This window comes from Terriglobia bacterium (genome assembly GCA_020072845.1).
Classification (GTDB): Bacteria; Acidobacteriota; Terriglobia; order Terriglobales; family Acidobacteriaceae; genus JAIQGF01.
Window position 1 is genome coordinate 136,382 of the sequence record JAIQGF010000011.1, and the last position, 17,467, is coordinate 153,848.

The 17,467-nt window shown below is 61.1% G+C and carries 15 protein-coding genes; 8 read left to right on the forward strand and 7 right to left on the reverse strand.

Annotated features, from left to right (window positions below; all coding sequences use genetic code 11):
- Nucleotides 1-17: 17 nt before the first annotated feature.
- The 8 genes from LAN70_12120 (at nt 18) to ftsH (ending at nt 9,050) form a co-directional block, all read left to right on the forward strand.
- Nucleotides 18-854, forward strand: coding sequence for a methyltransferase domain-containing protein (locus tag LAN70_12120; protein MBZ5511900.1), 837 nt, complete (start codon nt 18-20; stop codon nt 852-854).
- Between the two features lie 283 nt (nt 855-1,137).
- Nucleotides 1,138-1,575 carry a 23S rRNA (pseudouridine(1915)-N(3))-methyltransferase RlmH gene (locus LAN70_12125; protein MBZ5511901.1) on the forward strand — a complete coding sequence of 146 codons (438 nt, stop codon included), beginning with the start codon at nt 1,138-1,140 and terminating at the stop codon, nt 1,573-1,575.
- 71 nt (nt 1,576-1,646) lie between these two features.
- A complete protein-coding gene (gene cobO / locus LAN70_12130; GenBank protein MBZ5511902.1) occupies nt 1,647-2,183 on the forward strand; it encodes a cob(I)yrinic acid a,c-diamide adenosyltransferase in 537 nt (178 codons plus the stop codon).
- 109 nt (nt 2,184-2,292) lie between these two features.
- Entirely contained in the window at nt 2,293-3,150 is an 858-nt protein-coding gene (gene accD / locus LAN70_12135; protein ID MBZ5511903.1) for an acetyl-CoA carboxylase, carboxyltransferase subunit beta, read from the forward strand.
- A 68-nt stretch (nt 3,151-3,218) separates the two neighbouring features.
- Entirely contained in the window at nt 3,219-4,721 is a 1,503-nt protein-coding gene (locus LAN70_12140; GenBank protein MBZ5511904.1) for a bifunctional folylpolyglutamate synthase/dihydrofolate synthase, read from the forward strand.
- A gap of 53 nt (nt 4,722-4,774) precedes the next feature.
- Nucleotides 4,775-6,238, forward strand: a complete 1,464-nt coding sequence (tilS, locus tag LAN70_12145; GenBank protein ID MBZ5511905.1) for a tRNA lysidine(34) synthetase TilS — start codon at nt 4,775-4,777, stop codon at nt 6,236-6,238.
- Between the two features lie 120 nt (nt 6,239-6,358).
- Complete coding sequence (locus LAN70_12150; GenBank protein MBZ5511906.1) at nt 6,359-6,913, forward strand: hypoxanthine phosphoribosyltransferase; 555 nt, start codon at nt 6,359-6,361, stop codon at nt 6,911-6,913.
- A gap of 223 nt (nt 6,914-7,136) precedes the next feature.
- Nucleotides 7,137-9,050 (forward strand): ATP-dependent zinc metalloprotease FtsH, encoded by a 1,914-nt coding sequence (gene ftsH / locus LAN70_12155; protein MBZ5511907.1) that lies wholly within the window; start codon nt 7,137-7,139, stop codon nt 9,048-9,050.
- A gap of 75 nt (nt 9,051-9,125) precedes the next feature.
- Here ftsH and LAN70_12160 read toward each other — a convergent pair whose 3' ends face one another.
- The 7 genes from LAN70_12160 to LAN70_12190 form a co-directional block, all read right to left on the reverse strand.
- The gene (locus LAN70_12160; protein MBZ5511908.1) at nt 9,126-9,416 is read right to left on the reverse strand and encodes a hypothetical protein; all 291 of its coding nucleotides are present in this window, start codon (nt 9,414-9,416) and stop codon (nt 9,126-9,128) included.
- Nucleotides 9,417-9,692: 276 nt separating this feature from the next.
- Nucleotides 9,693-11,405 carry a hypothetical protein gene (locus LAN70_12165; protein MBZ5511909.1) on the reverse strand — a complete coding sequence of 571 codons (1,713 nt, stop codon included), beginning with the start codon at nt 11,403-11,405 and terminating at the stop codon, nt 9,693-9,695.
- An 800-nt stretch (nt 11,406-12,205) separates the two neighbouring features.
- Nucleotides 12,206-12,796 (reverse strand): potassium-transporting ATPase subunit KdpC, encoded by a 591-nt coding sequence (gene kdpC / locus LAN70_12170; GenBank protein MBZ5511910.1) that lies wholly within the window; start codon nt 12,794-12,796, stop codon nt 12,206-12,208.
- Between the two features lie 9 nt (nt 12,797-12,805).
- Complete coding sequence (gene kdpB / locus LAN70_12175) at nt 12,806-14,830, reverse strand: potassium-transporting ATPase subunit KdpB (protein ID MBZ5511911.1); 2,025 nt, start codon at nt 14,828-14,830, stop codon at nt 12,806-12,808.
- A gap of 6 nt (nt 14,831-14,836) precedes the next feature.
- Entirely contained in the window at nt 14,837-16,636 is a 1,800-nt protein-coding gene (gene kdpA, locus LAN70_12180; protein MBZ5511912.1) for a potassium-transporting ATPase subunit KdpA, read from the reverse strand.
- 1 nt (nt 16,637) lies between these two features.
- Nucleotides 16,638-16,727: a K(+)-transporting ATPase subunit F gene (gene kdpF, locus LAN70_12185; protein ID MBZ5511913.1), complete on the reverse strand. Its 90-nt coding sequence runs from the start codon at nt 16,725-16,727 to the stop codon at nt 16,638-16,640.
- 129 nt (nt 16,728-16,856) lie between these two features.
- The gene (locus LAN70_12190) at nt 16,857-17,174 is read right to left on the reverse strand and encodes a hypothetical protein (GenBank protein MBZ5511914.1); all 318 of its coding nucleotides are present in this window, start codon (nt 17,172-17,174) and stop codon (nt 16,857-16,859) included.
- Nucleotides 17,175-17,467: the final 293 nt, after the last annotated feature.

The window sequence follows — 17,467 nt, forward strand, 5'->3', positions numbered from 1 at the left end:
TCTGGTAACTTCTTTTCATGCCCACCACCCCCTCTCCCTCCCCCGACTGGGCCACGCACGCGCGCATGAACGCCGCCACCCGCTGGGAGCGTCCGTCGGCGGAGATGGGACGCGGCGCCACCGATGCGATCGTCTCCCTGGCGCAACCTCACCCCGGAATGCTCGTGCTCGATGTGGCCTGCGGCACCGGCGCCCCCAGCCTGCAGATCGCGCGCGCCGTCGCGCCCACCGGACACGTCACCGCCACCGACTCTTCGCCCGAACCGCTGAAGATTGCCGCCGAACGTGCCCGCCAGCGCGGCCTCACCAACATTAATTTTGAAGTCGCCGACGTGCACCACCTGTCATTTCCCGACGCCGGCTTCGATCTCGTGACCTCGCGCTGCGGCGTCATGTTCTTCTCCGACCTGCCGCGCGCGCTGGCCGAGATGCGCCGCGTGCTCAAGCCCGGCGGCCGTGTCGCGCTGCTCGCCTGGGGTCCGCTCGACCAGCCCTACTTTCAGTCCACCGGCCGCGTCATCATGCGCCACACCGGCGCGGCGCTTCCTCCCGCAGCGCAGCAGATCGTCAAATTCGGCGAGCGCGGCACGCTGGCCGCCGCCCTTACCGCCGCCGGATTTCGCGAAGTGCAGGAAGAACTCCGCACCGTGCCCTGGGTGTGGCCCGCCTCCATCGAGGAATTGTGGGAGTACTTCCAGGTCGCAACCGTCCCCTTCCGGACGTTGCTCGATCAGGTCCGCCCTGAACAAATCGAGCCCATCGCGCGCGAAGTCCACGCCGCCTTTTCCCGCTACTGGGACGGCGAAAAAGTGAACATGACCGCCGACTTCATCCTCGCCTCCGCTGTGCGTTGACGGCACGCAAACCTGTTGATCGCATGCAAAGCTTCAAAGATTGTCATCCTGAGCGGTCATGCACGCCCCAACCGGTGTCATCCTGAGCGAGGGCGCACGCCCGAGCCGAAGGACCCCTGCGCTCTCCCGGTATGAACGAGCGGTGTGCCAATCCTCAATCGACAATCATCAATCGACAATCGGCAATGCATTTGCTCTCCTGCCGGAGCGAGCGAAGGGAGCCGCACGGGAAGAATCTGCTTTTCCCAATTGCAAATTACCAATTACCAATTACAAATTACTCATGCGCCTCCGCATCGCCTGGGTCGGCAAAACCAAAGACTCCGCCATCCAATCGCTCACCTCGGACTACCTCAAGCGGCTGTCGCGCTACATTCCGACGGAATCGTTGGAGTTGCCAAGTGAAGCGGCGCTTTTGAAGCAGCTCGAGAAATCCCGTTCCCCGCAGACGCTCGTCCTGCTCGACGCGCGCGGCCAGCAGCTCTCCTCCGAGCAGTTCGCGGAATTCCTCCGCCGCCACCAGGACCGCGGCACGCAATCGCTGCTGTTCGCCGTCGGCGGCCCCGACGGCTTCTCCGACCAGGCCCTCGCCGCCTCCTCCTTTCAGCTCTCGCTCGGCAAAATGACTCTCCCGCACGAGCTCGCCCGCGTGGTTTTGCTCGAACAGCTCTATCGAGGATTTACAATCCTCAAGGGCCATCCGTACCACTTGGGACACTAGGGAGGTTTCACGTTTCGAGTTTCACGTTTGATTGCCCGCGCGTGAAACGCGAAACGTGAAACATGAAACCTATGGCAGACGTTCGCAAGGGTCTCATCATCGTCAACACCGGTCCCGGCAAGGGTAAGACCACCGCCGCCATGGGCACCGCTTTGCGCGCCGTCGGCCAGGGCATGAAGGTGCTGATGCTGCAATTCCTCAAGGGCTCGTGGCATTATGGCGAGCTCGACGCCGTGCAGGCCTTCGGCGACCGCTTCGTCATGAAGCAGATGGGGCGCGGATTCGTGAAGGTCGGCGGCGCCGAAACCGATCCCGAGGACATCCGCATGGTCGAGCAAGCCTGGACGGAAGCCGAGCAGGCCATCCTGTCCGGCGCGTGGGACCTGGTCATCCTCGACGAGATCAATTACGCCATCAGCTACGGCATGCTCGATCCCAATAAGGTCGCCGACGCGCTCAAGAAACGGCCCGAGATGGTGCATGTCATCTTGACGGGACGCAACGCGCACCCGACAATAGTTGATTTGGCCGATACCGTCACCGAAATGCGTCAGGTCAAGCACGCCTACGAGAAGGGCGTCCAGGCGCAGCGGGGAATCGAGTACTGACATTGGTAATCTGGTAATCGGGTAATTTAGTAATTTTGTCGGGCGTGCAAGTAGTTCAGCTTCGCCGAGCAAATTACCCAATTGCCAAATTACTCAATTACAAATTCCCATGGCCTGGTTCAAGCGACAATCCGGCGATCTGGACGCCTCGGGCGAGAGGAAGGTCCGCACCGAGGGCTTGTGGGTGAAGTGCGGGGAGTGCCGCCAGATCATCTGGAAAAAGGACCTCGACGCCAACCTCAATGTCTGCCCCAAGTGCCAGCACCATTTCCGCGTGGACGCGCGTACCCGGCTGGCGCAATTGCTCGACGATGGCGAGTACACCACCGACGACTTGAATCTCGCCTCCACCGATCCGCTGAAATTCACCGACCTGAAAAAATATTCCGACCGCCTGACCAAAACGCAGAAGGATACCGGCCTGAAGGACGCCATCCTCAACGCGCGCGGCAAGCTGAACGGGCGCCCGGTGTTCGTCAGCGCCATGGAATACGCCTTCATCGGCGGCAGCATGGGTTCGGTGGTCGGCGAGGCCATCACCCGCAACATCGAGCGCGCCACCGAACTGCGCATGCCGTTGATCATCGTCTCCGCCTCCGGCGGCGCGCGCATGATGGAAGGCGTCATCAGCCTGATGCAGTTGGCCAAGATTTCCGCCGCGCTGGCCCGCATGGATGACGCCCGCGTGCCTTACATCTCCGTGCTCACCGACCCCACCACCGGCGGCACCACCGCGTCCTTTGCCATGCTCGGCGACCTGAATATCGCCGAACCCGGCGCCCTCATCGGTTTTGCCGGCCCGCGCGTCATCGAGCAGACCATCCGCCAGAAATTGCCCGAGGGTTTCCAGCGCAGCGAGTTCCTGCTCGAGCACGGCATGCTCGACGCGGTGGTTCATCGCAAGCACTTGAAGAACTACATCGCGCGCGCGCTCGACTTCATGACGCCCAACACAAAGACCGCGTGAACCGCTGTGATCTTCCATCTTCTTCCGCTGTTCACGCCTGGCGACTGAAGACTGACGACTGAAGACTGATGTCTTACGCTTCCGCAGTTGCGCAACTCTACGAACTCGGCCACGAACTGGCGCGCACCCCGTCGCACAAGTTCGACCTGGCGCACATGCGCGTGCTGCTGGAAGCGCTCGGCTCGCCTGAGCGACAGTTACGCTCGGTGCTGATCGCCGGCACCAACGGCAAAGGTTCCACCGCCGCCACCCTGGCTTCCATCGTGCGCGCCGCCGGGCACCGCACCGGCCTGTACACCTCGCCGCACCTGATTCGCATCAACGAGCGCATTCGCATCAACGGCGAGCCCATCTCCGATGCCGACTTCACCCGCGCCCATGACCAGGTCGAAACCGCTGCCGTTGGTCTCGTCGAGCAAGGCAAGTTGCCCTGGCATCCCAGCTTCTTCGAAGTGCTCACCGCCATGGCCTTCCTGCACTTTTCCGGCCGGTGTGGCCCGGATCTGTGTGGCCCGGGTCTCCGACCCGGGGACGCCGCGGATCTCGCTGTCCTCGAGGTCGGCATGGGGGGGCGGCTCGATGCCACCAACGTTGTTGAGCCGCTCGTCTCCGTCATCACCGACATTGCTCTCGACCACCAGAAATTCCTCGGCAACACGGTGCGCGAGATCGCCGGCGAGAAGGCAGGCATCATCCGTCCCGGTGGAACCGTCGTCACCCTGCCGCAGCATCCCCAAGCCAACGACGTCATCGGCACTACCATCATCGAGCGCGACGCCCGCGCCGTCAGCGCCGTTCCCTACGTCCCGCCCGTCTCGCCCGGCGCAACCCTCGGAGAGTGTCATCCCGACCCTGAGCGAGCGCAGCGAGCCGAAGGGGAGGGACCTGCTGTGATGAGCTATCCGGTCTCCGTCATGGGCGAAGAGATCACGGTGGCGTCTCCCCTCCTCGGACGCCATCAGTGGCGCAACCTCGCCCTCGCCATCGCGACCGCGGTGGAGTTGAACAGCGCCGGCCTGCGCATCACGCCCCGGGACATCGAGCGCGGCATTGGCGAAACCCGCTGGCCCGGACGCTTCCAGGTCGTGACCCTTCGTGTACCTGGACAGTTGCCTGTATCAGGGCACGACTTCAGTCGTGCCGATCACCGCCCCTCCCCGACCGGGGCTTCAGCCCCTGCAGAAGCACTCACCTGCGTCCTCGACGTCGCCCACAATCCCGCCGGCGCGTGGGCGCTCCGTGCGGCGCTCTCGCAGTGCTTCGAAGGGCGTCCACTGCACTTCGTCTTTGGCGCCATGCGCGACAAGGCGATTGCGGAGATGGCCGAGATCCTCTTCCCGCTCGCCGACCACGTCGTCGCCACCCGCGCCGAAAATCCGCGCTCCGCCACCGCCGAAGAGGTCCGCGACTCCGCCGCTCGCACCGGCGCCGAAATCGAGGTTACGGCCTCAGTCCGTGACGCCATCGAAGCCGTCCGCCGCCGCGCTCCCGCCGGCGCCGTGGTGGTCATCACCGGCTCCATTTACGTGGTCGGCGAAGCCATGCAGGCGCTGGGACTCTCAACCTCCTGAAGCTTGAGTCCCGACTACTGACTCCTGGCCCCCCGTTCCCGTACCATAACTCCGTGCTCGACCGCGTCCTCAGCTACGTCCGCCATCACGGCCTGATCCGGCCCGGAGATCGCGTCGGCGTGGCGGTTTCCGGCGGCGCCGATTCGGTCGCGCTGCTGCGCCTGCTGCTGGAAGCGCGCGCCGAACTCGGAATTGTCCTTTCCGTCGTCCACTTCAACCACAAAATCCGCGGCGCCGATGCCGATGCCGACGAGCGGTTCGTGCGCGACCTTGCCCGCGACCTCGACCTGGAATTCCACTGCGGCTCCGGTGACACGCCCGCTTACGCCCGCCAGCACAAGCTCTCGCTCGAAGCGGCGGCGCGCACCCTGCGCTACGCCTTCTTCGATCGCCTGACTGCCGACGCGACCGTGCATCGCGTCGCCACCGCCCACACCCGCGACGACCAGGCTGAAACCGTCCTCATGCGCTTCCTCCGCGGATCGGGTACGAAGGGACTGTCGGGAATCTATCCCGGTGTCGGTGGATGGATCAGCGCCTCGGTCGAAGGCCAGGCGCCGGACATCCCGCCAGCGCCCTGCATCGTTCGTCCGCTACTCGATATCTCCCGCGACGAACTGCGCGCCTACCTCGACCGGTTGGGCCAGTCCTGGCGCGAAGACCGAAGCAACGTCGACGTCAGCTTCGCCCGCAATCGCTTGCGGCACGAAATCATGCCCGTGCTGCGGCAGCTCAATCCTGCGCTGGACGAAACCCTTAGCCAAACGGCGGAGATCGCGCGCGCGGAAGAAGAGTATTGGACAGAGCACGTGCGCTGTTTGTTACCCAAGCTCCGGACGCAATCGGCAATCGACAATCGGCAATCGGCAATTCAGTTGGATTCGCTCCTTGCTCAGCCTCTCGCCCTGCAGCGGCGGCTGATTCGTGCGCTTGCAGGGCAGCACGGGCTGCGCCTCGAGTTCCAGCATGTTGATGAGGTGCTGGCGATGGCGCGCTCCGGGGTGAGCGCGCTCCGCCTCGAACTTCGCCACGGCTGGGAAGCGGTCCGCCAGGACCGGGAACTCTGGTTCCAGCGCAGGTGTCAAACGGAGAAGGAGCAGCGGGAATACGATTTGTCGCTCGCTGTGCCTGGCGAGGTGGAAGTCGCGGGCAGGAAGCTTCGCGCTGCCATCGTCACTGGTGAAGACCTGGCACACGCGGCCGAGGGCGCCCGCGCCACTCGTGTTCTGCTCGACCCGGCGCTGGTGAAAGGCGAATTGCGGGTGCGCAACTGGCATGCCGGCGATCGCTACTGGCCGGCCCACACCCGCCAGCCCAAGAAAGTGAAGGAGCTGCTGCAAGCGCGGCACATTCCGCGGGAGCGCAAACCGTACTGGCCGGTCATTGTGAGCGGCGACGAAATCGTCTGGCTCCCCGGGTTTCCCGCCCCCGAACGTTTCCGCGTCCGGGACACGGGCCCCGACGCGCTCTTGCTGGAAGAAGTTCCGCTAGGGCAGACTGGCGGAAACGAGCAATAATGGCAGCAAGTTGGGATTGGGTAGTTTGCTGATTTACCGATTTGCCGATTGCCATGCGCAACCTCCGCAATCAGCAAATCGCCAAATCGGCACATCACGCAATCGAACCGAGGTACTTCCGTGAACCAGGCAGCGCAACCTCTCCCCGCCTCTGCGGTGATCAGTGCCGAGCAGATCCGCGACCGCATCCACCAGCTCGCCCGCCAAATCTCCGACGATTACCGCGGCCGCACCCTGTATGCCGTAGGCGTGCTGGAGGACGGCTTCATCTTCATGGCGGACCTGGTGCGCGAGCTCGACATCCCAGTGATCTGCCAGTTCGTCAAGCCGGAGCACAGGGAAATCGCGCAGGCCGGCAGCACCGCAACCGAGATCTTTTTCAGCCCCGAGGTGCAGGTGAAAAGCGCGCACGTGCTGCTAATCATGGGCCTGCTCGAGACCGGCATCACCACCGAATTCCTGTTGCGCAACCTGCTGGCCCGGGGAGCGGCGTCGGCCAAGGTGGCAACCCTGCTGGACCGGCAGTCGGCGCGGCGCATCTCCCTGGCGCCCGACTATTTCGGCTTCGCCGTGGACGACCGCTTCGTCTTTGGCTACGGCCTGGGCGCGCCCCAGCTACGGCGCAACCTCCCTTACGTGGCCACCAGCGGAGTGGAGGCAGCGGCCACCGAGTAGCCTGCCAACCTCGGACCCGGGGCGCCCGCGACACTAAGGTGGCGTGACCAACGAGCCATGATCACCGCGAATTTCCTGTTCCCGCGGCGGGGCATTCCGCCTCCGGCAGGTTACAATGGTTGCAGGCTGGCGAAAAGGGCGAGACCCTTTGTGCGCGCAGGCATCTAATCATTAGGGTGCGCTATTTTGCGTCTTCCCTGCAGGTAAGTAGAGGAGTTTCCGAGTGAATTCGACGGTCAAAACGGTGGTGTTCTGGCTGGTGATCGTGTTGTCCGGCGTCTTGCTGTGGCAGGTGGTCAAGGCCGGCGGCACCGGGCAAAAACCCAAGGAGATCATCTTCTCCGAATTTATGTCCCAGGTGGACCAGGGCAACGTCCAGGAAGTCACCATCCTGGGCACCGAGGTGCAGGGAAAATTCCGCAACGAGAAGACCCAGTTCCACACCACGGTCCCCGCCAACTACCCCGATATGTACAAGTCCCTTCAGGCGAAGGGCGTCAACATCACGGTCAAGGATGTCGCGAGTGGAAGCTGGCCGACCTGGCTGCTCAACCTGGCGCCGCTGATTCTGTTAGGCGCGCTCTGGTTCATCATGATCCGCCAGATGCAGACCGGCGGAAATAAGGCGCTGTCGTTCGGCAAATCGCGCGCCCGCTTGCTTTCCATGCAGCAGAAGAAGGTCACGTTCAAGGACGTGGCCGGCGTGGATGAGGCCAAAGAAGAGCTGCGCGAAATCATTGAGTTCCTGCGCGAGGCGCAGAAGTTCCAAAAGCTCGGTGGACGCATTCCCAAGGGCGTGCTGCTGGTCGGGCCTCCGGGAACCGGCAAGACGCTGCTCGCCCGCGCCGTCGCCGGCGAGGCCAACGTCCCGTTCTTTTCCATTTCCGGTTCCGATTTCGTGGAGATGTTCGTCGGCGTGGGCGCCAGCCGCGTCCGCGACCTGTTCGAGCAGGGCAAGAAGAACGCCCCCTGCATCATCTTCATTGACGAAATTGACGCCGTCGGACGCCATCGCGGCGCCGGACTCGGCGGCGGTCACGACGAGCGCGAGCAGACTCTGAATCAGTTGCTGGTCGAGATGGACGGCTTCGAATCCAACGAAGGCGTCATCCTGATCGCCGCCACCAACCGTCCCGATGTGCTCGATCCCGCCCTGCTGCGTCCCGGCCGCTTTGACCGGCGCGTCGTAGTTCCTCGTCCTGACGTGCGTGGGCGTGAAGAAATTCTCCGCGTCCATACCCGCAAGATTCCCATCGCCGATGATGTGGATTTGTCCGTGCTGGCCCGCGGCACTCCCGGCTTCAGCGGCGCCGATCTGGCCAACATGGTCAATGAGGCGGCCCTGCTGGCGGCGCGCGCCAACCGCAAGACCGTCATGATGTACGACATGGAAATCGCCAAGGACAAGGTGCTGATGGGCGCCGAGCGCAAAAGCATGCTGCTCTCGGAAGAGGAGAAGCGGGTCACCGCGTTCCACGAGGCCGGCCACGCCTTGGTGGCCGCGCTGCGCGACGACTCCGACCCGCTGCACAAGGTCACCATCATCCCGCGCGGCATGGCGCTGGGCGTCACCATGCAGTTGCCCATTGACGACAAGCACACCTACCGCAAGACCTATCTCGAGACCCGCCTGGCCATCATGATGGGTGGACGCGTAGCCGAAGAGCTGTTCCTCAACACCATGACCACCGGCGCCGGCAACGATATCGAGCAGGCCACCGAGCTGGCGCGCAAGATGGTCTGCGAGTTCGGCATGAGCGACCTCGGGCCGCTGACCTTCGGCAAGAAGGAAGAGCAGATCTTCCTCGGGCGCGAGATCGCGCAGCATCGCGACTACAGCGAGGACACCGCCATCAAGATTGACCAGGAAGTGCGCCGCTTCGTGGATTCCGGTTACAAGTCGGCGGTGGACATCCTCGGCAATCACCGGGATGCCCTGAATCGCATCGCTTTGGCCCTGCTGGAGCGCGAAGTGCTGGACGCCAACGAGGTCAAGATGCTCATCGAAGGCAAGGCGCTCCCGGCGAAGGTGCCGCCGTCTTCTTCGCACGACGACGGTGTGCAGCAGGTGCTGAAACCGGCGCCGGGCGGCGCCCAGCCGGGCATCGTGCCGGGCGAACGGCCAACGCCGGCGTAAGGCCAGCCTGTGTGGCACACGCGCCCTCGCGTGTGCGATTCAAACTAGCAATCCAAGGGCGGCCTCCGGGCCGCCCTACTTTTTTATCGCCCGATCACCGGATCGCCGGATCACCCGATGTTCAGCGCGGAACTTTTTCATCGCCAGCACAAAGCAGACTGCGAAGGCCACCGCGCTGAGCGGCAGGCCGACGCTGCGGAACAGCGCCGACGGCGCTATCACCACACCGGGCGCCTCGAGCGGGGCGTTGGGATCGTGCAGCTTCGCCATCACGGTCAGCACCGGGATGGAAAACATCATGAAGAAGCAGAAAAACAGCGACGCGCCCACCACGCCGGCGGCTAAACTTTTGAGGACTGCAGTCACGAATTCATTGTAATCGGACGCAGGCTTTCCACCACCTGGACACGGGGCTACTCGGACGTTATGCCGCCGGCCAGGAAACCTCGATTACTTTGATGCTCTCTTCTGCTGCGGGTTCTGCTGGCGAGAGCTGCACGGCCGCCTCGGACAAGTCGCGGCAAATCGGACTGGCAGTCACCGCTCAGATACACTCACAAGTATTCATCGCTACTTTGTGATATGTCGCGTGTTGAACAAACAAAGAGGGGACCGACACTCTCAAGTATTCCGGGCTAGGAATTACTTCCCGGTGTTGACGAACTGAACGCAGTCTCTTTGGCTCTTGAATGGACTGCCATCGGGCCGGAAGAGCGCCATCCAGCCCTTTTCCTTACGTTCATCCTTTCTCTTGCATTCATCCTTGTCCTTTTTCTTGCATTCATCCATGTCCTTTTTCTTGCATTCGTCCTTGTCCTTTTTCCTGCATTGATCTTTGTCCGTCGGAACTGATTCTTGCAATTCATCGAGGGCTACAATCGCCCGATCAACCCATCCCGAAGCCCATGTGTCATTTGCAGAACCGGAAGTCGATTCATCGTCGGAATACAGATAAGGGATTCCTGCCGTGTTAAGGCGGGAAGCAAGGTCTTGAACCTCTATTTGAAAAACAACCGGATCACCTGACAGCCATAGTCGTGGATGAGAATGAAACAACGCTCTGTGTGCATTGATGAACGTGTGAGTCAGTTGATAATTGCTTTCAAAGTTATCTTCAGTCCCATAAACTATATCGCCGCCGCCATAGTCAGAAGTCTGCGACCAAACCATGTCTGCCGGGAAATCCCAAAACGCGCCCGCAGTGAATAGAGCAGGGTTGCGGAACATAAGGTCTAATCCGCCATAACCAGACTTGGAAAATCCAATGGCTAAGTTGAGTTCCATCCCCGTAGTGCCAAGGTTTAACGTTACCCAAGGCGCGAATTCAAGCAACATGAACGACTCTTGTTGCTTCGTCACATCCGTTGGATGGTCAGCATACCACGGCGAAGGACCGAAGCCGGGAGTAACAACGGTGTAATTATAGAGATTATGATAGTTGTGCGAAACTACTTCGTACAAACCATCGCCCGAAGTATCAGTTGGCAGCGGCACTTTATCCCAGACCGGAAGGACATACAAGAAGCGATGAGGCTTGCGCCTTGCTGGACTATCCGGCGCAACGTAACGCAAGGTTATCGGCCCGCCGCCGTTGTCGGTGTGGGCAGATATGAAATCAAGGTAAACTTCGTTGATGGAACCGCCTGACCCGGTTACACTTACTATACGCTCATTGTAAACGAACATTCCATTTCCGGGTAGTGGACGCCACGGAGCAGGGGGAGTTCGATGCTTTACCCCTGTTCCGTCGCCGTCTCCGCCCGCCCATGATTCGACCGCACCCCACTGTGGCTCACTTGTAGCAATCCCCGGTGCCCCGCCTGTAAAGCGATAAGTTGAATCTACATAGGTAAACACTAGGGTGCCGTTGCGATAGACATTGATCGTAACCGGGGAACTGCCGCTGGCAACTATCTTGATCTTGTCACCCGGGACCGGCGTACTGGCCGTTTGCGTATGTAATTGTCTCCATCCACCGCCGCTATGAACAAACAGCATCAACGAACCGCTGTAATAAAGAACTAAATAACCTTGATCGGGCGAGGTCTTTCGCCTAACCCATGATCCTATCCATTGAGTCTTGTACCACGTTCGCAGCAGAATCTCCGAAAATTGGTCACTGCCAAACGTATCGCCTGTCCAAATGCCATCCGATTCTGCACTTAGGGCGCCGAGCTGGCCGCCGCTGCTTGCGCCATAAACACCGCCAAAGCTGATTTGCAATGGATTGGCTAACGTCTGCGTCCAATGTGCACCTAGAGCGCCATTTGCCCGCTCAAAAGCGTCTGTGCGAACCGCAGCAATCGCAGAACCGGCTATGCAAAGAACCAGGATCAACATCAATACCTTTTTCATAAGGTTCTCCCGATGACTACGTGCACGGCCCATCCTGATGCTGGGAAAATCGACAAGCTAAGCCGAAGCTGGCGGTGAGGGTGGCCGAATCGTAAAACCAGGGCCCCAGACCTAAGACCGCCCAAGAAATCTAGAAACATACGTCACTCCCCAGCGTGTGGTGGCTCAGCGAGCAAGGGCTGCCAACACTCCAGTCGTGGAACTTCGCGCTTGCGTGAACAGTGCGAAGCTGGGGGATCTTTGAGCTGGCTCGAAGGCAAAACCGCTTCGACATCTTCGCGTCGCGACCTTTTGAGGGCCGCCCCGGTGTCAACACCTTCACGAATATATATTCGGAACCTCGTATGACCTCGATCACCTAAGAACAGTGCCCAAGGTAACCAGGCAACTAACTGCGGCAAATGTTCGGGAAGAATCCCAGGTCCCCAAGACCTGCAGTTTCATTGGGGAAGTATTGCCCTGGCTGTAGTTCAAACTGCGTGCCGGGATCGAGGCGAAAGAGCCATCAAGCTCTAGTGCATGAACCTTGCGAGTTAACAGCAGGAGCCATCGCCCGCACGGGGAAAACGATTATTCAAAGCACAGCTATTGGATTACAGTCGGACACGCATTCGCAGAGGGAGTGGAACTACTCGTGTTTGGCATGAAACGAGGTAGGTTTCGACCAGCTTCTTCTCAAAGGACGGGTCACGGCGGTTCCAGCCGTTCCGCCTCATCGCGGATATCGCACTAGAGTATTCCAAATATTTCCGGCAACATTCCTTCGATCAGGTGGTGGCGAATCATCGTGTTCTTGGCACTCACTTCGCAGCCCTCTTGTTGATCGGGTGGACTTCATCGAGCTCGAGGTTCAGTTCCAGAACGTTGACACGCGCCTCGCCAAGGAACCCGGCCTGCCGCCCCGCCGTATGCTTCGCTACCAATTGGCGCAGTTGGTCTTCGCTTATGCCGCGCTCCCGCGCCACGCGCCGCACCTGAAAATCGGCGGCGGCGGGCGTCATATCGGGATCCAGACCCGACGCGGATGTCGTTACCAGGTCCACCGGCACAGGCTTACCGGGATTCTCCGCCTGCAGAGAATCAGCGCTCTGCTTAACGCGGTCAATCAGCGTCTTGTTGGTGGGGCCGAGATTGGAGCCGCCGGAGTTGGCGGCATCGTAGCCGTTGGTTCCCGCTGCCGAGGGACGCGAGTGAAAGTATCCCGGCCCGGTGAATGGCTGGCCGATGATCCGGGAGCCTACGGTCTTGCCGTCGCGTTGAATCAGTTGGCCGTTGGCCTTGTCCGGAAACGCGACTCTGGCGATGCCGGTCACGACCAGGGGGTAAACGATGCCGAGAAGTATCGTGGTCGCAAGCGTCATCAGAACAGCAGTGATTAGATTCTTCTTCATGACGATTTCCTATGCCAGACGCACGCTGGTGATCAGCATGTCGATCAGCTTGATCCCGATGAACGGAATAATGATTCCGCCCACGCCGTAAACCCAGAGATTGCGCCGCAACAGCGCAGCCGCGGCCATGGGGCGGTATTTCACCCCGCGCAACGCCAGCGGAATCAGGGCAACAATGATGACCGCGTTGAAAATCACGGCCGAGAGCACCGCCGACTGCGAGGTTCGCAGGTGCATGATGTTGAGCGCGTTCAGCACCGGGAACGTGCCGGCGAACATTGCCGGAATGATGGCGAAGTACTTGGCCACGTCGTTGGCAATTGAGAACGTGGTCAAGGCGCCGCGCGTCATCAGCAGTTGCTTGCCGATCTCCACCACCTCGATCAGCTTGGTGGGATTGGAGTCCAGGTCCACCATGTTGCCGGCCTCTTTGGCGGCTTGCGTGCCCGTATTCATGGCGACGCCCACATCGGCTTGCGCGAGCGCCGGCGCGTCGTTGGTGCCGTCCCCGGTCATCGCCACCAGCTTGCCGCCCGCCTGCTCGCTCTTGATCAGATCCATTTTGTCCTTGGGAGTCGCCTGCGCCAGGAAGTCATCGACGCCGGCTTCGCGCGCAATCGCGGCGGCGGTCAGCGGATTGTCGCCGGTGATCATGACCGTGCGGATGCCGATGGCGCGAAGCTGGTCAAAGCGCTCGCGCATCCCTCCTTTGACGATGTCCTTGAGCTCAATCACTCCCAACGCGCCCCGGCTTTTCTCCGCCACCACCAGAGGCGTGCCACCGGCGCGGGCAATCTGCTCCACGCTGGCCTGCACCTGAACCGGGAAGTCGCGGCCGCCCTGCTTGACAAAGTTGGCGATCGCGTCCACCGCGCCTTTGCGGATTTCGAAGCCGTTCATGTTCACGCCCGACATGCGCGTCTGCGCGGAGAAGGGCACGAACTCTGCTTCGTGCTTTCCCAGTTCGCGTCCGCGCAATCCGTACTTTTCCTTGGCGAGGACAACGATCGAGCGGCCTTCCGGCGTCTCGTCGGCCAAAGACGATAGCTGGGCCGCATCCGCAAGTTCCTGCTCGGTCACACCGGGCGCAGGAATGAAGCGCGACGCCTGGCGGTTGCCGAGTGTGATCGTCCCCGTCTTGTCGAGCAGCAGCGTGTTGACGTCGCCCGCCGCCTCCACCGCACGCCCGGACATGGCAAGCACGTTGTGCTGAATCAGCCGGTCCATGCCGGCAATACCGATCGCCGACAGCAGCCCGCCGATCGTGGTAGGAATCAGGCATACCAGCAGCGAGACCAGCACAAACACGGTCTGCGGCGAGCCGGAATAAATCGCGAATGGCTGTAGAGTCACCACCGCCAGCAGGAAGATGATCGTCAAACCCGCCAGCAGAATGTTCAGCGCAATCTCGTTGGGTGTCTTCTGCCGCTCGGCCCCTTCCACCAGCGCGATCATGCGGTCCAGGAAAGTTTCGCCCGGGTTCGAGGTGATCTTGACTTTGATCTGATCGGACAGCACGCGCGTGCCACCGGTCACAGCCGAGCGGTCTCCGCCGGATTCGCGGATCACGGGCGCCGACTCTCCCGTGATCGCCGATTCGTCCACTGAAGCCACGCCCTCGGTGATCTCACCGTCGGACGGGATGAACTCGCCGGCAGAAACCAGGACCATGTCCCCGGCACGAAGCTCGGAACTGGGCACTTTTTCGGTCTGCCCGTTGGCGAGCAAACGGTTCGCTATCGTCTCCGCCCTGGCCTTGCGCAGCGTATCCGCCTGCGCCTTGCCGCGTCCTTCCGCCATCGCTTCGGCAAAATTGGCGAACAGAACCGTGAACCACAGCCACAGAGTGATCTGCAGATTGAATTTGAAGGCCGAGCCACCGCGGATCAGCAGGATCGTTGTGATCACGCTGCCGACTTCCACCACAAACATGACGGGATTGCCCATCATCTTGCGCGGGTTCAGCTTCACGAGTGCGTCCCAGATCGCGCGGCGCACGATCTTCCATTCCCAAATCGCTTTTTGTCTCGCCATAAATCCTCAGAAAGTCTTGCCGGCGCCCATCAGCAGGTGCTCCAGAATCGGTCCCAGGCTCAAGGCCGGGAAAAACGTCAGCGCGCCCACGATCAGGATCACGCCGATCAGAAGCACGGTGAACAGCGGTGTCGTCACCGGGAACGTGCCCAGCGACGGTGGAACATACTTCTTGCGCGCCAGGTTGCCGGCGATGGCCAGCATGGGGATGATCATCAGGAAGCGCCCAATCAACATGGTGAACGCGCCCGCGGTGTTGTACCAAAGGGTATTGGTGGTCAGTCCCGCGAAGGCCGAGCCGTTGTTGCCGGCTTGCGATGTGAAGGAGTAGAGCATCTCGGACAGCCCGTGCGGCCCGGCATTCAGGATGCTCGAGGTGCCGAACGGCTTGACCGCGGAAATCGCCGTGAACACCAGGATGACCAGCGGGAACACCAGCACCACGAGCATGGCCATCTTCACGTCGTAGCCTTCAATCTTCTTGCCCAGGTACTCCGGCGTGCGGCCCACCATCAGTCCGGCAATGAACACGGCGAGCACAATGTAGATGAGCATGCCGTACATGCCGGAGCCCACACCGCCGAAGATCACTTCGCTCAGCATGATGTTGACCAGCGGCACCATCCCGCCCAGCGGCGTGAAGGAATCGTGCCAGCCATTGATCGCGCCGCAACTGGCGTCCGTGGTAACCGTCGCCCACAGAGCGGTGTTGGCAATTCCAAAGCGCACGTCCTTCCCTTCCATGTTGCCGCCCGATTGCGTGGCACTCACGCGCTGATCCACACCGGCAAGCAGCGGGTTTCCTCGGGACTCGGCCCAATAAGCCACGGTCACCCCGGCGAGGAACAGGATCGCCATCGCCGCCCACACCGCCCATCCATGGCGCTGTGAGCCGGTCATCCGGCCCAGCGTGTAAGTCAGTCCGGCCCCAATTGCGAAGATGGAGAACATCTCAATCAGGTTGGTAAGCGGCGTCGGGTTCTCGAAAGGGTGGGCGCTGTTGGCATTGAAGAAGCCGCCCCCGTTGGTGCCAAACTCCTTGATAATCTCCTGCGAGGCCACGGGGCCTTGTGCGATGGTTTGTTCCGTCACGGTATCCATCACCGGCTTACCCTGACTATCGACCACTGGTTTTCCGTCAGTGCCGACCTTCTGCACCTGCTGTGGCTCGACCAGTTTGACGGTGTCGTAGGGTTTCAGGTTCTGCACCACTCCCTGCGACACCAGCGCCAGCGCGCCCACGATGCAGAACGGCAGCAGCACCCACAGGGAACTACGGACCAGGTCCACCCAGAAATTCCCGATCGTCTCCATCTGCCGGCGCGCGACGCCACGAATGAAAGCGATCGCCAGCGCTATGCCGACCGCCGCCGAAGCAAAGTTGTGGTAGGCAAGCCCGGCCATCTGGGTGAAATAGCTCATCGTCGTTTCACCCGAGTAGTTCTGCCAGTTGGTATTCGTGGTGAACGAGGCGGCGGTGTTGAATGCCAGCGCCGGCGGTGACACCGCGCTCAGCTTTTGCGGGTTGAACGGCAGATAGCCCTGAAGCCGCTGCATCAGATACAGCACCACCATCGACACCAAGCTGAACAGCAGCATCGCCACCGCGTATTCGGTCCAGCGCATCTCGTGGTTCTCGTCCACGCCCGTCACCCGGTATAGCAGCCGCTCCATGGGACGCATGACCGGGTCCATGAATGTCCGTTCGCGGCTGAACACGCGCGCCATGTAGACTCCGAGCGGCTTGGTCACCGCCAGGATCAACAGCAGGAAAACGCCAATCTGTAGCCATCCGTTGGCTGTCATGTCAGAACTTCTCCGGCCGCAGCAGCGCGTAGACCAGGTACACCGTCATCAGCGCGCTGACGGCAAGCATGATTGCTGATTCCAGATGCATATGTTTCCGCCTCACTTCACGCGGTCGCAGAACCGCACATATCCGATGGACAGTGCGAAGAACGCGATCGTCGCAACGATGAATATCAAGTCCTGCATAGGGTCATCTCCTGACGTCTTGCAAAACGAATCATGCTGAGTACCGGCCTTGATTGGCCGAATACCGCTTCGCCTTGGCACTGGACGCGGCTTCCATTTCGCTCCACCTTGCCGTCGTGGCGGCTGGGCTGTGCCTGCTCCGTCGGTTTCGGAGGGTATGGGAATCTCCCAGGTTCAACGATTCCTCCTCGTCACCACCATCAGGTTCACGACCAGTCGGCGCGGGCGTGACGCGCAGCAGATGGACCGCATTTGCCGGTTCGGAGTTCTGGCACAGCGCGACCAGAAAGCGAAGCAAGAACAGCACTCCGGCCGCGCAAATTCCCGTCAAAATGACCAGCTCCGTCACTCAGATCTCCCGGCTGAGCGGTGCGGCCTGCCGCCGCACCCTGCACAACCTTCAATCCATTAGAGAGTGCTGACCATAAACTTTAGATAAAAAGTGCATAAAGAATTCGTAAAGCGGGCAGCGACAAGGGGAAATCAACCCACGCTTCGATTCACGAGCGCAGCGCTGGGACCCTCGGCTCGCTCCCTTGCTTCGCGTCGTGTCGGTGGCGCCGGCGCCCGCTTTATGAACTTTTTATGGACTTCTTATTCAATCTTTAGGGGGTCGGTTATCAAATCAGAAGCTGGACTCAA

Bases quoted from the DNA above. Each gene is read 5' to 3' on its own strand.
- kdpA (MBZ5511912.1), bottom strand. From the start codon at position 16,636: ATGACAGCCAACGGATGGCTACAGATTGGCGTTTTCCTGCTGTTGATC.
- LAN70_12140 (MBZ5511904.1), top strand. From the start codon at position 3,219: ATGTCTTACGCTTCCGCAGTTGCGCAACTCTACGAACTCGGCCACGAA.
- LAN70_12120 (MBZ5511900.1), top strand. From the start codon at position 18: ATGCCCACCACCCCCTCTCCCTCCCCCGACTGGGCCACGCACGCGCGC.
- cobO (MBZ5511902.1), top strand. From the start codon at position 1,647: ATGGCAGACGTTCGCAAGGGTCTCATCATCGTCAACACCGGTCCCGGC.
- LAN70_12125 (MBZ5511901.1), top strand. From the start codon at position 1,138: ATGCGCCTCCGCATCGCCTGGGTCGGCAAAACCAAAGACTCCGCCATC.
- accD (MBZ5511903.1), top strand. From the start codon at position 2,293: ATGGCCTGGTTCAAGCGACAATCCGGCGATCTGGACGCCTCGGGCGAG.
- kdpB (MBZ5511911.1), bottom strand. From the start codon at position 14,830: ATGGCGAGACAAAAAGCGATTTGGGAATGGAAGATCGTGCGCCGCGCG.
- LAN70_12165 (MBZ5511909.1), bottom strand. From the start codon at position 11,405: ATGAAAAAGGTATTGATGTTGATCCTGGTTCTTTGCATAGCCGGTTCT.
- kdpF (MBZ5511913.1), bottom strand. From the start codon at position 16,727: ATGCATCTGGAATCAGCAATCATGCTTGCCGTCAGCGCGCTGATGACG.
- kdpC (MBZ5511910.1), bottom strand. From the start codon at position 12,796: ATGAAGAAGAATCTAATCACTGCTGTTCTGATGACGCTTGCGACCACG.